We start from the raw sequence: 19,144 nt of genomic DNA on the forward strand, positions 1-19,144 counted from the left end.
CCATGACCCAAGGCCGATCGCTGTCCCGCTGGTTCCTGCCCTTGTGGCTGGTGGCGCTTGTGCCGGTGATGATTCTGGCCTCGGTGCCGACCTCGAACGCGGCGCAGGCGATGCTGGGCGTGGCCTCGGTGGTGATCGTGACGGTGCTCAAGCCCTTTGCCGCCCATATCGTGGCGCGCATCGCGCTGATGAGCATCGCCAGCGTCACGGTCATCCGCTATATCGTCTGGCGCATGACCTCGACCCTGCCGGATGTCGAGTTCGGCGTGTCCTTCATCCTTGCGGTTCTGCTGCTGCTGACCGAGATCTATTCGATCTTCGTCTTTTTCCTCAACGCCTTCATCACCGCCGATCCGGTCGTGCGCGATCTGCCGCCGCAGGTCCGGGCCGAGGATCTGCCGACCGTCGACATCCTTGTGCCGTCCTATAACGAGCCGATCGAGATGCTGTCGATCACCCTGTCGGCGGCCAAGAACATGATCTATCCCGCCCGCCTGCGCCGGGTCGTGCTGTGCGATGACGGGGGCACGGATCAGCGCTGCGAATCCCCCGATCCCGACCTGTCCAAGGCCGCGCGCCTGCGCCGGTCGCAGCTGCAGCAGCTGTGTCAGGATCTGGGCGTGATCTATTCGACCCGGGCGCGCAACGAACATGCCAAGGCCGGAAACATGAGCGCGGCTTTGGCCCGGCTGGATGGCGAGCTGGTCGTGGTCTTTGACGCCGATCACGTCCCCTCGCGCGATTTTTTGGCCCGGACGGTGGGGTATTTCACCCAGGATCCGCGCCTGTTTCTGGTTCAGACGCCGCATTTCTTCATCAACAAGGATCCCATCGAGCGCAATCTGGGCCTGAAATGCCCGCCCGAGAACGAGATGTTCTATGGCAAGATCCATCCCGGTCTGGACCGGTGGGGGGGCGCGTTCTTTTGCGGATCGGCGGCTGTCCTGCGCCGGAAGGCACTGGACAGCGTCGGCGGTTTCGCGGGCGAGACGATCACCGAAGATGCCGAGACGGCTTTGGAAATTCATTCCAAGGGCTGGCGCAGCATGTATCTGGACCGCGCCATGATCGCGGGCCTGCAGCCCGAGACCTTCGCATCCTTCATCCAGCAGCGCGGACGGTGGGCGGCGGGGATGATGCAGATGCTGATCCTCAAGAACCCGCTGCTGCGCAAGGGCCTGAACCCGTTGCAGCGGCTGTGCTATATCAACTCGATGTCGTTCTGGCTGTTTCCGCTGATCCGGCTGGCCTATCTGGTCGCGCCGCTGACCTATCTGTTCTTCGGGGTCGAGATCTTTGTCACCACCCTGCGAGAGGCTGCGGCCTATGTGCTCAGCTATATGGCGGTGGTGCTGCTGGTCCAGAACGCGGTCTTTGCGCGGCAACGCTGGCCGCTGATTTCCGAGATCTACGAGATCGCGCAGGCGCCTTATCTGGCCGGGGCGATCCTGCGCACCGTGCTGCGCCCGCGCGCCGCCAAGTTCAACGTGACCGCCAAGGACGAGACGCTGGCCGAGGATTACATCTCGCCCATCTATCGCCCGCTGCTGATCCTGTTCGGCCTGACGCTGGCCGGGGTGGCGGCGCTGGTCGCGCGCTGGATCGCCTTTCCGGGCGACCGCAGCGTGCTGACCGTGGTGGGCATCTGGGCGATCATCAACATGCTGCTGGTCAGCATCTCGTTGCGCGCGGTGTCGGAAAAACAGCAGCGCCGGGCGTCGCCGCGTGTGGCGATGCAGGAAAAGGGCAGCCTGCGATGGGACAGCGGCCCGGCGATGCCGGTCACCGTCTTTGACGCCTCGACCAGCGGTGTGGGGTTGGAGATGCGCGAAAGCGCCGCCGCAGGCCGCCCCCGGCTGCCCGCGATCCGGGGCGAGGTCGTCTTTCGTCCATCCTTTCCCCATGCCCCGCATCTGGAACGCGACGTGCGGGCGGTTCTGCTGAAAACCTCGACCGCCGCCAGCGGGGCGACGGTCCTGAACCTGCAATTCGTGTCCGAACAGGATATCGACGTGCGCGAGGCGGTGGCGCATCTGATCTTTGGATCGTCCGAACATTGGCTGGAACAGCGCCGTCAGACCCAGCAGGGCAAGGGGCTGATCGCCGGGCTGTGGTATGTGCTGTGGCTGACGCTGACCTCTCTGCCCAAGACGGTGCGCGATTTCGCGAAAGAGCCGGCGCGCAGGCGCCGGGTCGCCCTGACGGCGGGGCAAGGGGCCATTCCTGCGCATCTGGTGGCCTTTGGCGCCGATTTCGACACGCCCGAACATCGCGAGGAACGCGTCATGACGCCCGAAGAGATGATCGGGGGGGTGCGGCCATGATCCGGCATCCGCGTCGTTTCGGTCTGTGGCTGCTGGCGGGCTGCGCCGTGCTGGCCGTGGCGCCCGCCCCGCTTGTGCGGGCGCAGGATGCCGCCCCGCCGACCATCAGCCTGCCGGGCGCCGCTGGCAATCCGGCGCCGCAAGATGCGCCCGACCAGACCGCGCCCGACCAGACCGCGCCCGTTCAGGCCGCGCCCGGGCAGCCCCCGGCAGCTCAGGTCTCGCCCGGCCAACCGGCCCCTGCCGCGCCCGGCCCGGCGGACAGTCCGATGATCCAGCTGCAGCCCCGCGCCACCGAGGCGCCGGTGGGCGATGCCCCCGTGCCGGTGCCCGTCGAACGCGACCGCGCGCTGCAGGCGCTACCCACCGGTGACGACTGGCTGCTGCCCCTGATCGCGCCGACCGCCAGCCTGCCCAAAGAGGTGCGCATCGGTCAAAGCCTGCCCGCCCCCGGCATCCTGCGCCTGACCGGAGAGACGGCCTCGACCCAGCTGATGCTGGATTTGCCCGCCAGCATCATCACCCCCACCGAATTGCGGCTGGCGCTGCGGTCGGGCGTCGATGTGCTGACCGAGACGGCGGTGCTTGACGCGTCGATCAACGGGGCAGCTCCGGTGCAGATCCCGCTGCGCAATATCGGCGGGTTCCAGACGGTGACCCTGCCCGCCGCCGGGCTGACCGCTGGCCCCAACACCATCGCGCTGTCCGTCACCCAGCCCCACCGCATCTTTTGCGGCCCCGAGGCCAGCTTCGACGTCTGGACCGAGATCGACCTGTCGAACAGCGGCGCCGCCTTGCCCGCCGATGCCCTGCGCCCGGATGCCGAAGGTTTCAGCCACGCCCTGCGCGCGCAGCTGGCGCGCAGCGGATCGCTGGACCTGCTGGTTCAGGACGGGATCGATCCCGCCATCCTGCGGCAGGCATCGGACGCGGTGATGGGCGCGCTGTCGGGCGAGGGGCGGCTGGCCGTCACCTCGTTCTATGGGATCGATGCGCCGCGCTTTGCCGCGGTGGCGCTGATCGCGTCGGATCGCAGCGGGGTCAGCTATCGCAAGGGGGCGACCGGGGCGATCGTGCTGCAGGTCGAATATCAGGGCGATGTGCTGCCCGACCTGACCGACGCGCTGCCCGCGCTGGACCCGACGCGCCAGGCGGCGGGCAAGATCCTGCCCGGCCAGCCCACGCCCCTGTCGGGGCTGGGGACGGGCGACATTCTGGGCAACACCCATTATTTCCGCAGCGATATCCCCTTTACGCTGCCCGACACATGGCTGCTGCTGGCCAATCAGAAAGCGCGGCTGACGCTGCGCTATGGGTTTTCGCGCTCGTTGGCCGAGGGCGCGATCCTGCTGGTCAAGGTCAACGACCAGACCGTGCGCCTGCTGCCGCTGGACCGCGACGGCGGGCAGATCCTGCCGCCGCTGCCGGTCAGCTTCAATGCGAACCTGCTCAATCCCGGACGCAATATCCTCAGCTTCGAGATGATGGTTCCCGGCGCCCCCGCGACCGAGGCCTGCCCGATCCGCAGCACCGACATGCTGGTCGTGCTGGGCGACAGCACGCTGGACATCCCGGCCTCGCCCGCGATGGTGCTGCCGGGACTGGCGGCGCCGTTTTCGGGGCTGATGCCCGACCGGGTCGGCGTGCCCGAAGCCGTGGCCGCCGATCCCGGCCTGCAGGCGCAGGCGATCCGGCTGGCCTCGGGCCTGTCGCAGCCGCCGGTGCCCGATCCCGCCGTGTCGCTGACCGTCGCCCGGCTGAGCGAGCTGAACCTTGTGCCGCTGGACGATGCCGGGGTGACGCAGGGCCAGGTCCAGCAATTGCTGTTCCCGCTGCAACAGCCCGCCGCCACCGATCCGGTGACCGAGGCCGCCGCGCCCGCCGCCGCCCCGACCTTCCGGCTGGAGATGCCCGAGGATCAGGCCGATGCGGCCCCGGTCGGGGTCCGGGGGCGGATCAGCGGATGGTTCGGCGGCGCCTTCACCTCGCAGGGGCGGCTGTGGCGCGATGCCAATGATTTCCGCCAGACCGCCTTTCTGGGATCGCAACAGACGTTGCAGGACTGGATGGGCGGACGCACCGGCACCGCGCTGTTGTGGCGCCCCGATCCGGCCCAGCCCGGCGCGCTGTGGCTGGTCCTGTCGCCCCGCGTGCAGATCGACGATGTGGCCGACCATCTGGACCGGCTGATCGCCAACCGCACCGCCATCGGCGAGGCGGCAGTCCTGCGCCCCGACGGGGTCTGGGACATCTGGACCCCGATCCGCCCGCCGGTGCTGCAAGGCAGCCTGTGGAGCGGCGATCTGCGCACGATCCTTGGAAATTATGCTTCCTGGTCGCCGTTTCTGTTTACGCTGGCACTGCTGGGTCTGGCGCTGATCTCGGCGTTGCCGGCGCTGTTTTACGTCCTCGCCACGCGCGAGCGGAGGGATCGCAGATGAACCGACGTGCCTGCCTGAGCATGATCGCCGCCGCATCGGCCCTGTGGGCCACGCGCGGGGCCGCCCAGACCGGTGATGCGGTGCGCACGCTGGCGCATCGCGATCACCCGTTGCAGCAGGCATGGGCGGCGTGGAAGGCGCTGTGCCTGACGCCCGACGGACGCATCGTCGACGGCTTTCAAAGCGGCGCCAGCCATTCCGAGGGGCAGGGTTATGGGCTGGTTCTGGCGGCGCTGTTCGGCGATCTGGCCAGTTGCCAGTCCATCGTGACATGGACCGAACGGCATCTGGCGATCCGCGACGATGCGCTGCTGGCATGGCGCTGGCGGCAAGAGACCTCGCCTCAGGTTCCCGACCGCAACAATGCCAGCGACGGCGATCTGTTCTATGCCTGGGGGCTGATGCTGGCCGCCGATCAGGGCGCCGATGCCGGTTTGCGGACCCGCGCGATGGCGATCACGCAGGATCTGGACCGGCTGTGTCTGGCCGATCACCCGGACGGGGGCGGCGGGGTGATCTTTCTGCCCGCCGCGACTGGCTTTGTGCGCGATGCGGGCGTGGTGGTGAACCCGTCCTATTACATGCCGCTGGCCATGTCGCGGCTGGCCGAGGCGGCGGGAACCCCGCGTCTGGCGCAGGCTGCGCGCGACGGGATCGCCCTGATCGACAGGCTTGGCGCCGCCGGGCCGGTGCCCGATTGGGTGCTGATCGATGCGGCAGGCGTGCAACCCGCGCCGCCCGAGTTTTCGCCGTTGTCGGGATACGAGGCGGTGCGCGTGCCCCTGTTCGCGCTGTGGTCGGGCCAGGCGCAAAGCCCCGCCGTGCGCGCCTATATTCAGACCACCTCGGGCGGTGACGGGCAGGGCACGCCCACCCGGATCGACCCCCGGACGGGCGAGGTCAGCGAACGCAGCGCGCATCCGGGCTATCGTGCGGTGGCGCGTCTGGCCGATTGCGCGGCGGGGGGCGGGGTCGGTTCGCTGATGCCGCGTTTCGACGCCAACCAGCCCTATTATCCCGCATCGCTGCATCTGATGTCGCTTGTCGTGCAGGTCACGACCTATCCAAGGTGTGTTCCCCTATGACCCGATCCGCAGCCTTAGCCCTTGCCGCCCTGATCGCCCTTGCCGGGGGCATGGCGCAGGCCCAGACCGCTCCCGACCCCGAGGAATTGCTGGCCCTGACCTTTTATTACCAGCAGCAGGATCAGGCCTCGATCCGGTCCGAGCTGCAGCGGTTGCAGGTCCGCTATCCCGGCTGGCAACCGCCCGAGGATCTGGCCCGTCTGACGCAGGATGGCCCGGGCCCCGAGATCGACACCATCTTTCGCCAGATCGGTGCCGGGCAGTTCGATCAGGCCCGTGCCACCATCGACGCCACGCGCACCGCCTTTCCCGACTGGACCCCCCCGGACGAGATGATGGCCCTGCTGGACACGAACGAGGGGCAGGGCCTGCTGGACGCGGCCCTGAACGCCAATGATCTGGAGCGGGCGCTGGCGCTGGCCGGGGAACGGCCGGGTCTGTTGCGCTGCGACCGGGTCAACAACGCCTGGCGCATCGCCGAGGCGCAGCAGGCCGCCGGTCAGACCCCCGAGGCGCTTGGCACGTTCCGCGCCGTGCTGGGCGCCTGCGTGAACCCGCCCGACATCATCGCAACGCTGGAAAAGGCCAGCGCCATCGCCTCGGTCGAAGACATGCAGGTGATGTTCGCGCAGGCGATGGCGCGGTTTCCCGACATGGTCCAGACCCTGCAGCCGGTTCAGGCGCGGCTGACCGGCAGTGACGCGGCAGGGGCCGCCGAGGCTCCGGCCACGGCCACCGCCACTGCGGCCCCCGCGCCGTCCGCTGCAGCCACTGCGGCCCCAACACCGGCGCCTGCGCCAGCCGCGACGGCGACCCCGGCGCCAGTTCCGGCCCCCGCGCCGGCAGCGACCGCCGCGCCTGCGCCCGCCCCGCAAGCGGCACCGGCGCAACAAGCGGCCCCCGCGCCCTCGGGGGGCGGTGGGTCGGCCAATGCGATCTATCAGCAGGCATGGCAGACCTATAACCTCGACCGCCCGATGGAGGCCGTGGCCCAGTTCGACGCCGCCCTGCGCGGCAGGCTGGACCCGACGCAGCGGCGCGATGCGCAATATGGCATGGCACTGGCCTATCTGAAGATGGGGATGCCCGACAACGCCTCGCGCATTGCCGCAGCGACCGATCTGACCCGCACGCAGCGGGTGGATGTCGAACGCCAGATTCTGGATCAGCGTGGGGTGGCGGCCTATAACCGGCGCGATTACCGCCGCGCGATCGAATTCTTTGACGCGATCGAGGGGCTGACCGGCAGCCTGCGCCGCGATCTGGCGGTGCTGCGCGCCTATGCCTATCTTAACAGCAATCAGCGGGACCGGGCGCGGCGCGAATTCACCCGCCTGCACAACGAACTGGCCACGACCGAGACCCGGCGCGGGCTGGCGGCGCTGCAATAGCGTGCGGCCCCACGAACCGGCCCGCCGTCTCTGGCTTGCCCGCTATCGCAGCCCGTCCAGCCGCAGCTCCATCGTGATCTGGCGATAGTCGGCGATGCCTGCTGTCGAGTTGCTGTCGGTCACCCCCATGCGCAGCGATGCGCCGGGGCGCAGCTGGGCCGTCAGGGTCAGTCCGTTCACCCGGTCGCGGCGCGGCACGCCCAGAAAGGCGCCGCCCTGCAGGTCCTGCGTGAAGACATCGAGCCCCACCGGACGGCCCCGGATCAGCCAGCTGACCCCGCCCCCCATGCGGGTGCGCAGGGTGGTGGTGCCGTCGCGGGGCTGGCCCAAGGTCAGCTCGGCCCGGCTGGCCAGCAGGGGCCAGACCGAATCTGCGGACAGGGTCAGGCGGTTCTGATCCTGCCCCGCCCCCGACACGCGACTGATGCGGACCCCCAGCTGATGCGCGCTGGTCCCGGTCGCCACGATCCGCGACAGCTGGGCCGAGCGTTGATAGGCCGTCCCCCGGTCCAGTTCCCGCCAGTACCGCGCCGCCGTTGCGCAGAGGTCCAGAAAGGTCCAGCCGCTGAGGTGGTTTTGCGAACAGGCCGAGATCATCGCATCCGCCCGCCCGATCCGGTGTTCGGGCGACCAGCCCAGCTCGACCGCGCCCCGGACCTCAATCAGGCGACCGGTCTGCCAGGCGTGCCGCGAAATCCCGCCCGCCGACAGCCCCGCCACCAGCCCGGATTTCGCGGCCAGCCCCGGCGCGGCCTCGAATTGCAAGCCGTTGAAGACGAAACGGTCCTGAAGCAGGCCGCCATTGATATTGCCGTCCCATGCCAGCAATGGCGCGACCGAGACATCGCGCGCCACTGGCACCAACCCGCCGCCATCGGCGTAATAGCCCTGCCGCACCATATCACGCCGCATCCGGGCAAGGCCTGCGGGGGGCAGGGCGCCCGCCTCCAGCGCCTGCGCATGGACCCGCAGGCGCAGGCGTTCGGGGGCGGCGGTTTCGGCCAGACGCAGACGGTGGGTGATGTCGGCCAGTGCCGGGGCAGGCGATAGCAGGGCGGTGGCAAGGACCAGCCCGCGCAGCAGCCCGCCCCTGTGGCGCGTCGGCCCGATCACCCCGCGCGGCAGCTTACGGGGTGCCATTCGGGGCGGCGTCAGACCCGGCATTTGGATCGGCACCGACAAAGACCCCGTCCACCGTCACCCGATGCCCGCCGTCCCGCCCGGTCGCCGTATACAGCCCCGAGGTGGTCATCCCGTGCCGGTCGTCGCGATAGGTCGGGCTGCCGCCGACAGAGCCGCGCAGATAACCGGGGATGTCATAGGTTTCGGCCACGTCGGGATTGCGCACGCTGATCGTCGTGGCCCCGCCATAGGCGCCGGTCACCACGTTGAAGGGCAGACCCCGCGCCTGCAGTCCGATCTCGACATCCGAACGGGCGGAAACCTCGGTGCGGATGTCGATATCGGCGGTGCCGCGGTCGAAATCCAGCATCAGGTTTTCCAGCCCCTCGCTGTGGCGACCCGACAGCAGCGGGCCGTCATCGATGGTCACCCAGGCAAAGCTTTCGCCCTTGAAGAAATACTGCCCGCCGGCCGTCACCAGCTCGCCGTCGCGCAGGTTCTCGAAAGGCGCCTGATCGGCGGTCAGGCGCAGCAGGCGGGTGGCGCGGTTGCCATTGCGGGGATCGACCTCGGCGATCACCTCGATGGTCATCTGACCGGCATATTGCGCCTCGGTCAAAGCGATCAGGTCGCGATAGCCGGCGGGTCCGGCGGGGTTGCCATCCTCGAACGCCGCCAGCACGGCGGCATCGCCGGGCCGGGACCGGTCCATGCGGGTTCGGGAAAAGCCGTTATGTTGGGTCTGATAGGCCTCGAACGGGCCTGTGCCGACCGGCCGCCCCTCGGGCGGGGGGGGCGTCACCGGGGTTTCGGACCCGCCACCGCCGCCGCTTCCACCGCAGGCTGTCAGCAGGGCCAGCGCACTGGCGGCGAAAAGGCTGCGGGTTGTCATGAGGGCGTTCCGATACCGGTAAGGACAAACCAATCATATCCCGGAACCGCACACGCTCAAGTATACTAAACCGAATATCCCTCAACCGGGGCAATTCGGTCGCAGCCAAGCCGGGGACAGCCCCGCCCCCGGCGCCGTCAGGCGGCCTGCAGCAGGGGGGTGACGGTGGCGCGGTTGCGGCCATCGGCCTTGGATTGATACAGCGCCAGATCGGCCAGCCGATAGCCGTTGATATAGCTGAAGGGCTTGCCGTCAAAACAGAATCCGCCGACGCTGATGGTCGAGACGCGGCCTTCTGCGGGGTCGCCATAGGGCACCTGCACAGCCTGGCGGAACCGCTCTGCCACCTGATGGCCGGTGGAAAACCCCGAGGTGCGCACAATCACCGCAAATTCCTCGCCGCCGATCCGCGCGGCAAAATCGCCACCCCGGATCGTGCGGGTGATCGCCTGCGCGATGGTGTGCAGCACGCGGTCGCCTTCGTCATGGCCGTATTCGTCATTGATCTGCTTGAAATGATCGACATCCAGCAGCAGCAGCATGACGTCATCGGCGCCCGATTCTTCCAGCTCTCGGGTATAGGCATCCAGGGCGCGGCGATTGGGCAGGCCGGTCAGCGCATCGGTGGCGGCGGCCATGGCCAGTTCGCGTTCCCGACGGCCCCGGCGCTGTTCGGTTTCCAGCATCTTGCCAAAGACAAAGATCAGGATGGCGGTCAGCAGCGTGATGAAGATCATCTGCTGTTCATCCCAGATCCGGAACCGCACAAAGGCCAGAAACGTCGGCAAGGTCGAGGCGACGCTGAGCAGAACCCAGGCCCGGCGGCCGCGCGTGTGGGTCGTGTTGTAGGCCGCATACCAGATCCCGGCGAACAGCGCCGTCGTCACGATCAGCCCGCTGCCCCAGATCGCGCCCTCGCCGCCGATCAGCAGGCGGGCGACCACCGCCAGGCAGACCGCGACAAAGGCCGCCAGCGGCCCGCCAAAGGCCATGGCCATGCCGACAAAGGCGCCGCGGGCGTCGGTCTGGATGCCGGGCCCCAGTTCGACCGGCTGCAGCATCACGATGATGGCGGCGGCCCCGAAGGCCAGCCCGACGCTGACATGACGCAAACCGCGATGAGTGATGCGCTTTTGCACAAGGCTGTAGAAAATCGTGCAAAGCGCCATGACGCCCAATGTGTCGGCCAGGATCAGGAAAGGATCGTACATCACATCACCATTTACGAACTGTACAAACCGTTTCGCACATTATGATCATTTAACATACCTGACTTATAGACAGGTTTTGTCTGCTCAAAGGCCGAATGGCCTCGTTTCCCTTGGCGTCAGGCGGCTCGGACCGACCCTCGATCGAGGCTTCATGCGTCTTATGTCTGCCGCAACGGCAGGGTCGGTCCCGCCATTGGCGGGCTTGCCTTCCGCACCACATCGTGCAGTTTTGGCAAAAGCCGGGTTCTGACAGCAGCAGCGCCCTGCCGCATCGTCACGCGCCCGGGGTGACGGGCCTTCATGGATGGGCCGGATGTGATGGGCCTGACGTGATTGGGCCGGGTGTGATTGGAATGACGCGGATGACCCACGAGGACAAGGACGGCCTGCGCGGGATCTGTGTCCTTGGCCTGAATTACACCGACCAGTTGACCATTGCCGGGGGCGACCGTCTGGTGCGGGCGCTGCGGGCCTCGGTTCTGGCGATGTTGCGGGCGACATTCGGGGCCGACCGGGTCTATGAGGCGCCCTCGTCGGGATCCTTCGTCATCACGCTGCAGGGGGCGCCGCGCCCGGCGCTGGCGGCTTTGGTCCGCACGGCGCTGGACAAGGTGCCCGGCTGCCGGATGCGCACCGGCAGCGTCCATTTCTCGACCACCGCCCATTCCGGGGTGATCTGGTCGGGCGACAGTCTGGGCGTCGGAGAGCTGACCCGCATCGCCGCCGCCGCCTGCGCCGCCGCCTATGCGCGGGGCGTCGATCTGGTCGAATATGACAGCCCCGACACGCCGCAGCTGCAGGCCGATATCCAAAGCGCGCGGCTGTTGTCGGATGCCGTCTCGGCGATGGATGAATCGCGGCTGATTCTGTATGCGCAGCAGATCGTCGATACCGATCCAGACAGCACGGGTCGCCATTACGAGGTGCTGGTCAAGATGCAGGACCGCAAGGGTCAGGAACATTCCCCCGCCGCCTTCCTGCCGCTGGTCGAACGCACCAGCATGATCTGCACGATGGATGACTGGATCATCCGGCATGCGATTCTGGGTCATGCCGCCGTGCTGGCCCAGCATGACGACATCCATATCTCGCTGAACATGTCGGGGCGCACGCTGTCGGATGCGGGGTTCGGTCAGGGCATCGTGCAGATCGTGGCGCAGGCGGGCATCGATCCCGCCCGCATCCAGTTCGAGATCACCGAAACCTCGGCCATCCACGATCTGCCCAGTGCCAAGATCAATGTGCGCACCCTGCGGGATCTGGGCTGTTCGGTCGCGCTGGATGACTTCGGGGCCGGGCTGTCGGGGTTTTCCTATCTGACCGATCTGGACGTGAACTGTGTCAAGATCGATGGCGGGCTGGTGGCCAATGTCGTCTATCCCAAACGACGAGAGCTGAAGATCGTCGAGGCGCTGGTGGCGCTATGCGCCGATCTTGGTCTTGATGTCGTGGGCGAACATGTCAGCTCGGCCCAGATCTATGACATCCTGACCGAGCTTGGGGTGCGCAAGATGCAGGGCTATTTCATCGGCGAGGCCGTGCCCTATGCCAGCATCTTCGGGCCTGCGCCGGATCAGGCCGCCCCCGGGGGTTAGACGGCGCGGGCCCGGCTCAGATCCGTTGACCCCGTACCCAGACCCCGCGCACCGCGCCTGCGGCGCCAAGGCGCGTCACCCGGATCACATCGGCGCGCGCGCCCACGGCCAGCCGCCCGCGATCGGCCAGATCGACCGCCGCCGCGGGCGCCGCCGTGACCGTGGTCACCGCCCGCGCCATGTCGCCCCACAGATCGCCCAGCTGCAAGGCCGCCGACAACAGCCCCGAGGGGACGTAGTCCGATGACAGGATGTCCAGCAGATCCGCCCGCGCCAGATCCGCCGCCGCCACATTGCCGCTGTGCGATCCGCCCCGGATCAGGTTCGGTGCGCCCATCATCACCTTGATGCCGTGATCGCGGCAGGCCCGCGCGGCCTCATGGGTCGTGGGAAATTCGGCGAAATGGCAGCCGTGACCGGCGCTGACCGCGACCTGAGGCGCGGTGGTGTCGTCATGGCTGGCCAGCACTGCCCCATAGCGCCGCGCATGGGCGACCGCCGCAGCCTCGTGCGCCTCGCCCACGCGGGCGCGCAGGGCCTGCTGATGGGCGATATGGGCGTGAAATTCGGCCTCGGACAGGCCCTTCTTGCCGATGACATAGTCGCGCAGCTTGGTGATGTCGCGGAACTGGCGTTCGCCGGGCGTGTGATCCATCAGGCTGACGATGCCCACCCGGTCATGGGGGCCGAATTTGGCCATCTCTTCTGGCAGGGTCTGCGAACAGATCTCGGCCCGCAGATGCAGGAAATGGCTGATCCGCAGGGCGCCTTTCGCGCGCAGGTCCAGAATCTCGTCGGCCAGCGCGCGGGCATATTCGCGATAGCCCGCATTATTCGAGGTCACCACCGACCCCACCCGCAGCGCGTCAAAGACGGTGGTGATGCCGACGCTGGCCAGTTCCGCGTCATGGGCGATGATCGCGCTTGCATGGGGCCAATCGACGCCGGGGCGGGGCTGCATGTGGCGTTCCAGATTGTCGGTGTGCAGTTCCACCAGACCGGGCATGACCAGATCGCCATCGCAATCCAGCGCGCCGGGCGGGATCGCCGCGCCCTGTCCGATCTCGGCGATGCGACCGTCGCGCAGGACAAGATGGCCGTGAATGACCTCATCGGGCAGAACGAGGCGGGCATTGGCAAGGATCGTGTCGGTCATGCGAAAGGGTCCAGTCTTGAACGTCGGGGTCAAAGCGGGTGATCTGGCAGTCAAGCGTCACACGGGTGTGACAGTTTCATCGTAAGGCCGGGAAGATGCAGGATTTCACCAGATATGCCGTCTATTACGCCCCGGAACCGGGGCCTTTCGCCGATGCGATGGAGGCATGGCTGGGCTGGGACGGGGCGGCGGGCCGGGCCGTGGCTCAGCCCGACCTGCCCGGTCTGCCGCGGCCTGTGGCCGATCTGACCCGCAGCCCGCGCAAATACGGCTTTCACGGCACGATCCGCGCACCCTTCCGCCCCCTGGTCCCCGAGGCGCAGCTGATCCGCGCGCTGGACGTTCTGGCCGCCACGCAGCCGCCGGTGCGCTGCGAGGGGCTGGAGATCCATGATCTGCACGGTTTTCTGGCGCTGCTGCCGCAAGGCTGCGACGCGGCGCTGTCGGCGCTGGCCGAGGCGGTCATGCGCGCCACCGACCCCCTGCGCGCCCCCCTGACCGATGCCGAGATCGCGCGCCGCCGCCCGGAAACTCTGACACCCCGCCAGCGCGCCCTGCTGGATCGGTGGGGCTATCCCTTCGTGATGGAAGAGTTCCGCTTTCACCTGACCCTGACCGATCAGCTGCCCGCCCCGCAGGCGCAGGCGACAGCGCAGGTGTTGCGGGCGCATCTGGGGCCGGTGCTGCCGCGCCCCTTCGTGATCGCCGATCTGTGCCTGATGGCCGAGGATCGGGCGGGCCGGTTCCATCTGCGTCATCGCAGCGCCCTGTCGGGCTGAAGCGCGGCCAGCAGACGCGCGGCCCCCTGTTCGGGGCTGTCGTCGTTCACGACCGTCAGATGGTCGATCCCCGGCGGCATGGCAAAGCCCGCGCGATCCAGCCGGGCGGCAATGTCGGTTTCCGTCTCGCGGCCCCGGGCGGCCAGACGGCGGGCCAGCAGGGCCACGGGCGCGGTGACCAAGACCATCCGCAGCCCCGGCAGCCGCGCCATCGCCTGCGGCAGCGCCGCGCGGCTGCCGTTGAAGATCACCGGCCCCGAGCCCGCCAGCTGATCGCGGGGGATGCCATAGGACAGCCCATGCGCCTGCCAGTCCAGCGCGAACAGCCCGTCCCGCTGCATCCGGGCAAAGGCTGCCTGGGTGACGCCGTCGAAATCCTCGCCCCCCGCATCCGAGGGGCGGGTGATGACCCGCCGGGCCAGCCGCAGGTCGGGCCATGCCGCCAGCGCGCCCTCGATCAGCGTGTCCTTGCCCGCGCCCGAGGGGCCGACGATGGCGGCGATCATGCGCGCGGCCCTGATCGCGTGCACCGACGCGGGCGCAGGTCTAAATCCGGACCGACGGGCCGGGTGACGGGTCGGGGAATAATGGGCCGGGCGCCGGGCCGGGCGCCGGGTCTGGTGAGGGGCGACAGCGGATGGCGGCGGGCACCGGACAGCCGGACAGGCGGGATGTCGGACCGGGCGGCGTCGCCCGTCGCACGGGGCAGGGGGGCCAAACCGGGGCGCGCCGGGGCCGGGAACTTGGGGGCGCAAACGTTCGCGGGGCTGCCACGCCGGGTGATTGTCCCGGTCAGCGTCAGGTGGATCGGGCCGTCTGGGGGCATCATGCGGGCCTTGGTCTGTCGGGGTTGCGGAAAACGCGCGGGACAGGTCTGTGATAGCCGGGGACAGGCCCGGATGGCCAGCGCCGGGGTGATCATGGGTCCGCAGGTGCCATCGGTCCGCATGGTCAGTGGAAATCCCTGCTGGGAAACAGGCGGCCCGCCTGCGTTCGGGGATGCTGGGCGGCACCGCCCCGGCTGACGACCGGCCGGCGCGTCTCGTCCGCGCGGCCGTCGTTCGACTGGATCATCGTCGGGCGTCCAAGGGTGGTCAGCCGCGCCGACAGATCCTCGATCGTCTCGGCGATGACATGCACGACCGGGCCGTCGCGTTCGATCCGGCCCCGCACGCGCAGCAGGCGGCCCGCCACGACAGCGCTGCGGAAGGTCTCATAGACGCGGGACCAGACGACGACGTTCGACACGCCGGTCTCATCCTCCAGCGTCAGAAAGATCACTCCGGATGCGGTGCCGGGGCGCTGGCGGGTGATGACAAGGCCGGTCACCGTGACCCGGCCCGGTGCGGCATGGGCCAGCCGGTCATGGGGCAGGCTTTCGGGCAGGCCGGGGCGCAGGATCGCCAGCGGATGGGCGCGCAGACTGAGACGCAGGGACAGGTAATCCTCGATCACCGCCTCGCCCAAAGACATCTGCGGCAGGTGGACCGCAGGCTCAACGCCCCCTTCACCATCGGCACCGAACAGTGGCAGGGGCCTGGGTGCCCGCAGCGCACGGGCCGCCCACAAAGCCTCGCGCCGGGGCAGGCCCAGGGCGGTGAAGGCGTCGCCCTCGGCCAGCCGTTCCAGCGTGTCGGGGCGCACGCCCGCGCGGCGCCAGACGCTTTCCACATCGGGATAGCCATTGGCGCGGGCGGCGATGATCCAGACCGCATCCTCGGCCCGCAGCCCCTTGATCTGGCGAAAGCCAAGCCGCAGCGCCAGCGTCCCGTCCGTGCGGCGTTCCAGCCGGTTGTCCCATGCGCTGAGATTGATGCAGACGGGCCGCACCTCGACGCCCCGGTCGCGGGCATCGCGGACCAGCTGCGCGGGGGCATAGAACCCCATCGGTTGGGAATTCAGCAGCGCGCAGGTAAAGACCGCCTGATGATGCCGCTTGAGCCAGGCCGAGATATACACCAGCCGCGCGAAGCTGGCCGCATGGCTTTCGGGAAAGCCATAGGAACCGAACCCTTCGATCTGGGCAAAGCAGCGGCGGGCGAAATCCTCGTCATAGCCGCGCTGCAACATGCCGGTGACAAAGCGGTCGCGAAACCCCCCGATGGTGCCCATCCGCTTGAATGTGGCCAGACTGCGGCGCAGCTTGTCGGCCTCGGCCGGGGTAAAGCCCGCGCCGACGACCGCGATCTGCATCGCCTGTTCCTGAAACAGCGGCACCCCATAGGTACGCGCCAGCACCTTGTTCAGCGCCGGGCCCAGATCCTCGACCGGTTCCAGGCCGCGCCTTCGGGCCAGATAGGGATGGACCATGCCGCCCTGAATGGGGCCGGGCCGCACGATGGCCACCTCGCAGACCAGATCGTACAGGTTGCGGGGCCGCATCCGGGGCAGGAAGTTCAGCTGCGCCCGGCTTTCGACCTGAAACACCCCGACCGCATCGGCCCGGCACAGCATGTCATAGACCGTTGCGTCACGCTGCGGGATGCTGGCCAGATCATGGGACACCCCCTCGTGGTCGACCAGCAGGCCAAAGGCCTTGCGGATCGCGGTCAGCATCCCAAGCGCCAGCACATCGACCTTCATCAGGCCAAGCGCGTCGATATCGTCCTTGTCCCATTCGATGACGGTGCGATCCTGCATGGCCGCATTCTCGATCGGGCACAGCTCGTCCAGACGACCATGGGTGATGACGAAGCCGCCGACATGCTGGCTGAGATGGCGGGGAAAGCCGGTGATCTCGGCCACCAGCCGCAGGGTCATCGCCAGATGCGGATCATCGGGGTCCAGACCGGCGGCGCGCAGCCGGTCCGCCTTGGGCGCGTCCGAGGAAAAGCCCCAGATCTGCCCCGACATGGCCGCCAGCACATCCTGTCCCAGCCCCATGACCTTGCCCACCTCGCGGATCGCGGCGCGGGCGCGGAAATGGATCACCGTGGCCGTCAGCCCGGCCCGGTCGCGGCCATAGCGGTCGTAGATGTGCTGGATCACCTCTTCGCGCCGCTCATGTTCGAAATCGACGTCGATATCGGGCGGCTCGCCGCGTTCGCGGCTGATGAAGCGTTCAAAGATCAGTGTGATCGATTCGGGCGGCACCTCGGTGATGCCCAGCAGATAGCAGATCACCGAATTGGCCGCCGAGCCGCGCCCCTGACACAGGATGCCGCGCGATCGGGCAAAGGCCACGATGTCATGCACGGTCAGGAAATAGGGCGCATAGCCCAGATGCGCGATCAGCCCCAGTTCCTTGTCCACCCGCGCGGTCATGTCCTCGGGGGCGCCCTTGGGATAGCGCCAGCGCAGTCCCGCGGCGGCCAGCCGGGCCAGCCGGTCCTGCGCGGGTTCGCCGTTCAGCGCCTCGTCGGGGTAATGATAGCGCAGATCGTCCAGCCTGAAGGTGCAGCGCGCGGCGATGTCCAGCGTGCGGGCCAGCGCCTGCGGGTGGCGATGAAACAGCCGCATCATGTCGGCGCCGTCCTTCAGCCGCCGTTCGGCATTGGGCAGGCGGCGCAGGCCCAGGTCGTGGATGGTGCAGCCAAGCCGCAGACAGCTGAGCACATCGGCCATCGGGCGCCTGCTGGCGCGGTGCATCAACACATCGCCCACCGCGACCAGGGGCGCCCCCGTCGCCTGCGCAAGACCGGCCATCCGGTCCAGCCGCGCCTGATCCTGCCCGTCATAGCCGGGCGCCGCGCCCAGATAGACGCAGCCGGGAAAAGCCTGCGCCATGCGGGCGATGTCGGCGGAGACGGGGCTGGACTGCGCGGGTCTTGGATCGCCGGGCCCTGAATCGGCGGGCCCTGAATCGGCGGGCGTTGAACTGCCGGGCATCGAACTGTCAGGCATCGAACTGTCAGGCAGCGGGCTGTCTGGCAGGAGACTGTCTGGCAGGGGGCTGGCCAGCGGATCGGGGGGGCGCGCGATCAGGATCAGGCCCTGACCCCAGTCCATCAGATCGGCGGTCACGATATGGCATTGCCCCTTGGCCGCCCGCCGCTTGCCGACCGATAGCAGCCGGGTCAGCCGCGACCATGCGGGCAGGTCGGTGGGCAAAGCCAGCCATTCGACCGCGCTGTCGGTCAGCACCAGCCGCGCCCCGGCGATCAGGCGCGGCAGAGGCTGGTCCGGGGGGAAGGGGGCCGTGGCCTCGGACGGCTGCGCCCTGGTCTGGCGGCTGGAGTGATCGGTGATCTGCCGGGACCGGATCACCGGCCCCTGTCCGGTCTTGCCTTGGCCGTCGAACTTGGGGCCGTCGAACTTGGGGCCGTCGAACTTGGGGCCGTCAGACTTAGGGCCGTCAGACTTAGGGCCGTCGGATTTGGGCCCGGTGTTGTTTGGGGCGGTTTTTCGGGTGGCAGCATGTCCCGGCGCGGTTCCGTTTCCGGCCTGCATCCCGCGCTCTGCCTGCGGCCCACCGCCTGCTTGCTCACCGCCTGCCTGTGCGCTGCCTTCTTGTGCGCTGCCCTCTGTCCGTGTCCCGCGTTCGGTCTCGGCGTCGCGGCCCGCTTGCATCCCTCCTTCAGCCCCGGCGGCCCCGGCCTCTGCCAGCGCCTCATCGCGCAGGCGGGTCAGTTCCTTCAGCGCCGAAAAAGCCCGGACCACGCCCGCCACCGAATTGCGGTCGGTGATCGCGATGGCGGTCAGGCCCAGCTCGGCGGCGCGGGTCACCAGTTCCTCGGGATGCGAGGCGCCGGTCAGGAAGGTGAAATTCGTGGTCACGCAGAGTTCGGCATAAGCCGGGCCAGGTGATGGAGGGCAGGCGCCGGTTGGGCAAGCTTCGGTCGGGCCGGAGATATCCGGTGCCGCCATCCCGTCCGGCCCATGGTTCGATCCGTCAGAATTTGCCCGCCGCGATCCGCCCCCCGGGGGTGTGACGACCCCGCCCGGCCCCGTCGCGGTCCTCATGCGAATTCCCCCTGCACCGACCAGTGGTCCTTGCGGGGGGTGTGGAACATCCACAGGCGCGGCCCCTCGACCGTCTCGATCCGCCAGTAATTGCGCAGGCCGCCCTGCCATGCGGGATCGTCCAGCCACCATTCGGGGGCGATCCGTTCGGGGCCGGTGGCGCGCAGGGTGGTGAACTGGGTCCGGCGCCAGCGGAACCGTGTGGGGGGATGGCCGGTCGCGGCGGTCACCGGCTCGGGCGGGAAG

12 protein-coding genes and 1 pseudogene are annotated in these 19,144 nt (G+C 68.6%); 6 read left to right on the plus strand and 7 right to left on the minus strand.

Annotated elements, in window-relative coordinates:
* Window positions 1–2: 2 nt before the first annotated feature.
* Genes bcsA through EG885_RS13510 form a run of 4 tightly spaced genes read left to right on the plus strand, consistent with a single transcriptional unit; the run spans window position 3 to window position 7,241 of the window.
* Window positions 3–2,324 carry a UDP-forming cellulose synthase catalytic subunit gene (gene bcsA / locus EG885_RS13495; RefSeq protein WP_131575433.1) on the plus strand — a complete coding sequence of 774 codons (2,322 nt, stop codon included), beginning with the start codon at window positions 3–5 and terminating at the stop codon, window positions 2,322–2,324.
* Window positions 2,321–4,765, plus strand: coding sequence for a cellulose biosynthesis cyclic di-GMP-binding regulatory protein BcsB (locus tag EG885_RS13500; RefSeq protein WP_131575435.1), 2,445 nt, complete (start codon window positions 2,321–2,323; stop codon window positions 4,763–4,765). The genes bcsA and EG885_RS13500 overlap by 4 nt, the downstream gene beginning before the upstream one ends.
* A complete protein-coding gene (locus EG885_RS13505; protein WP_131575437.1) occupies window positions 4,762–5,850 on the plus strand; it encodes a family 8 glycosyl hydrolase in 1,089 nt (362 codons plus the stop codon). Before EG885_RS13500 ends, EG885_RS13505 begins: the two co-directional genes overlap by 4 nt.
* The gene (locus tag EG885_RS13510; protein WP_131575439.1) at window positions 5,847–7,241 is read left to right on the plus strand and encodes an outer membrane protein assembly factor BamD; all 1,395 of its coding nucleotides are present in this window, start codon (window positions 5,847–5,849) and stop codon (window positions 7,239–7,241) included. Before EG885_RS13505 ends, EG885_RS13510 begins: the two co-directional genes overlap by 4 nt.
* A 42-nt stretch (window positions 7,242–7,283) precedes the next feature.
* Here the strand turns inward: EG885_RS13510 and EG885_RS13515 are convergent, their stop codons facing one another.
* The 3 genes from EG885_RS13515 to EG885_RS13525 form a co-directional block, all read right to left on the minus strand.
* Window positions 7,284–8,381: a hypothetical protein gene (locus tag EG885_RS13515; RefSeq protein WP_131575441.1), complete on the minus strand. Its 1,098-nt coding sequence runs from the start codon at window positions 8,379–8,381 to the stop codon at window positions 7,284–7,286.
* Window positions 8,368–9,255 carry a viral aspartic protease gene (locus EG885_RS13520; RefSeq protein WP_131575443.1) on the minus strand — a complete coding sequence of 296 codons (888 nt, stop codon included), beginning with the start codon at window positions 9,253–9,255 and terminating at the stop codon, window positions 8,368–8,370. Before EG885_RS13520 ends, EG885_RS13515 begins: the two co-directional genes overlap by 14 nt.
* Before the next feature lie 137 nt (window positions 9,256–9,392).
* A complete protein-coding gene (locus tag EG885_RS13525) occupies window positions 9,393–10,466 on the minus strand; it encodes a GGDEF domain-containing protein (RefSeq protein WP_131575445.1) in 1,074 nt (357 codons plus the stop codon).
* 362 nt (window positions 10,467–10,828) lie between these two features.
* On the opposite strand from EG885_RS13525, the gene EG885_RS13530 reads away from it, so the two are divergent.
* The gene (locus EG885_RS13530) at window positions 10,829–12,061 is read left to right on the plus strand and encodes an EAL domain-containing protein (RefSeq protein ID WP_131575447.1); all 1,233 of its coding nucleotides are present in this window, start codon (window positions 10,829–10,831) and stop codon (window positions 12,059–12,061) included.
* 16 nt (window positions 12,062–12,077) lie between these two features.
* Here the strand turns inward: EG885_RS13530 and EG885_RS13535 are convergent, their stop codons facing one another.
* A complete protein-coding gene (locus EG885_RS13535) occupies window positions 12,078–13,217 on the minus strand; it encodes an alpha-D-ribose 1-methylphosphonate 5-triphosphate diphosphatase (RefSeq protein WP_131575449.1) in 1,140 nt (379 codons plus the stop codon).
* Between the two features lie 95 nt (window positions 13,218–13,312).
* Between EG885_RS13535 and EG885_RS13540 the strand changes: the two genes are divergently transcribed.
* Complete coding sequence (locus EG885_RS13540; protein WP_131575451.1) at window positions 13,313–13,996, plus strand: DUF1045 domain-containing protein; 684 nt, start codon at window positions 13,313–13,315, stop codon at window positions 13,994–13,996.
* Here EG885_RS13540 and phnN read toward each other — a convergent pair.
* The 3 genes and pseudogenes from phnN to EG885_RS13555 form a co-directional block, all read right to left on the minus strand.
* The gene (gene phnN, locus EG885_RS13545) at window positions 13,972–14,502 is read right to left on the minus strand and encodes a phosphonate metabolism protein/1,5-bisphosphokinase (PRPP-forming) PhnN (RefSeq protein WP_131575454.1); all 531 of its coding nucleotides are present in this window, start codon (window positions 14,500–14,502) and stop codon (window positions 13,972–13,974) included. The two genes, EG885_RS13540 and phnN, sit on opposite strands and share 25 nt — an antisense overlap.
* A gap of 445 nt (window positions 14,503–14,947) precedes the next feature.
* Complete coding sequence (locus EG885_RS13550) at window positions 14,948–18,802, minus strand: error-prone DNA polymerase (RefSeq protein ID WP_379107523.1); 3,855 nt, start codon at window positions 18,800–18,802, stop codon at window positions 14,948–14,950.
* A 92-nt stretch (window positions 18,803–18,894) separates the two neighbouring features.
* A pseudogene (locus EG885_RS13555) lies at window positions 18,895–19,144 on the minus strand (Y-family DNA polymerase); the annotation flags it as partial.

It is taken from the genome of Paracoccus nototheniae (assembly GCF_004335005.1).
Classification (GTDB): Bacteria; Pseudomonadota; Alphaproteobacteria; order Rhodobacterales; family Rhodobacteraceae; genus Paracoccus; species Paracoccus nototheniae.

Excerpts from the sequence above, each read along its gene's own strand:
- bcsA (WP_131575433.1), top strand. The coding sequence starts at position 3 with ATGACCCAAGGCCGATCGCTGTCCCGCTGGTTCCTGCCCTTGTGGCTG.
- EG885_RS13500 (WP_131575435.1), top strand. The coding sequence starts at position 2,321 with ATGATCCGGCATCCGCGTCGTTTCGGTCTGTGGCTGCTGGCGGGCTGC.
- EG885_RS13505 (WP_131575437.1), top strand. The coding sequence starts at position 4,762 with ATGAACCGACGTGCCTGCCTGAGCATGATCGCCGCCGCATCGGCCCTG.
- EG885_RS13510 (WP_131575439.1), top strand. The coding sequence starts at position 5,847 with ATGACCCGATCCGCAGCCTTAGCCCTTGCCGCCCTGATCGCCCTTGCC.
- EG885_RS13515 (WP_131575441.1), bottom strand. The coding sequence starts at position 8,381 with ATGGCACCCCGTAAGCTGCCGCGCGGGGTGATCGGGCCGACGCGCCAC.
- EG885_RS13520 (WP_131575443.1), bottom strand. The coding sequence starts at position 9,255 with ATGACAACCCGCAGCCTTTTCGCCGCCAGTGCGCTGGCCCTGCTGACA.
- EG885_RS13525 (WP_131575445.1), bottom strand. The coding sequence starts at position 10,466 with ATGTACGATCCTTTCCTGATCCTGGCCGACACATTGGGCGTCATGGCG.
- EG885_RS13530 (WP_131575447.1), top strand. The coding sequence starts at position 10,829 with ATGACCCACGAGGACAAGGACGGCCTGCGCGGGATCTGTGTCCTTGGC.
- EG885_RS13535 (WP_131575449.1), bottom strand. The coding sequence starts at position 13,217 with ATGACCGACACGATCCTTGCCAATGCCCGCCTCGTTCTGCCCGATGAG.
- EG885_RS13540 (WP_131575451.1), top strand. The coding sequence starts at position 13,313 with ATGCAGGATTTCACCAGATATGCCGTCTATTACGCCCCGGAACCGGGG.
- phnN (WP_131575454.1), bottom strand. The coding sequence starts at position 14,502 with ATGATCGCCGCCATCGTCGGCCCCTCGGGCGCGGGCAAGGACACGCTG.
- EG885_RS13550 (WP_379107523.1), bottom strand. The coding sequence starts at position 18,802 with ATGGCGGCACCGGATATCTCCGGCCCGACCGAAGCTTGCCCAACCGGC.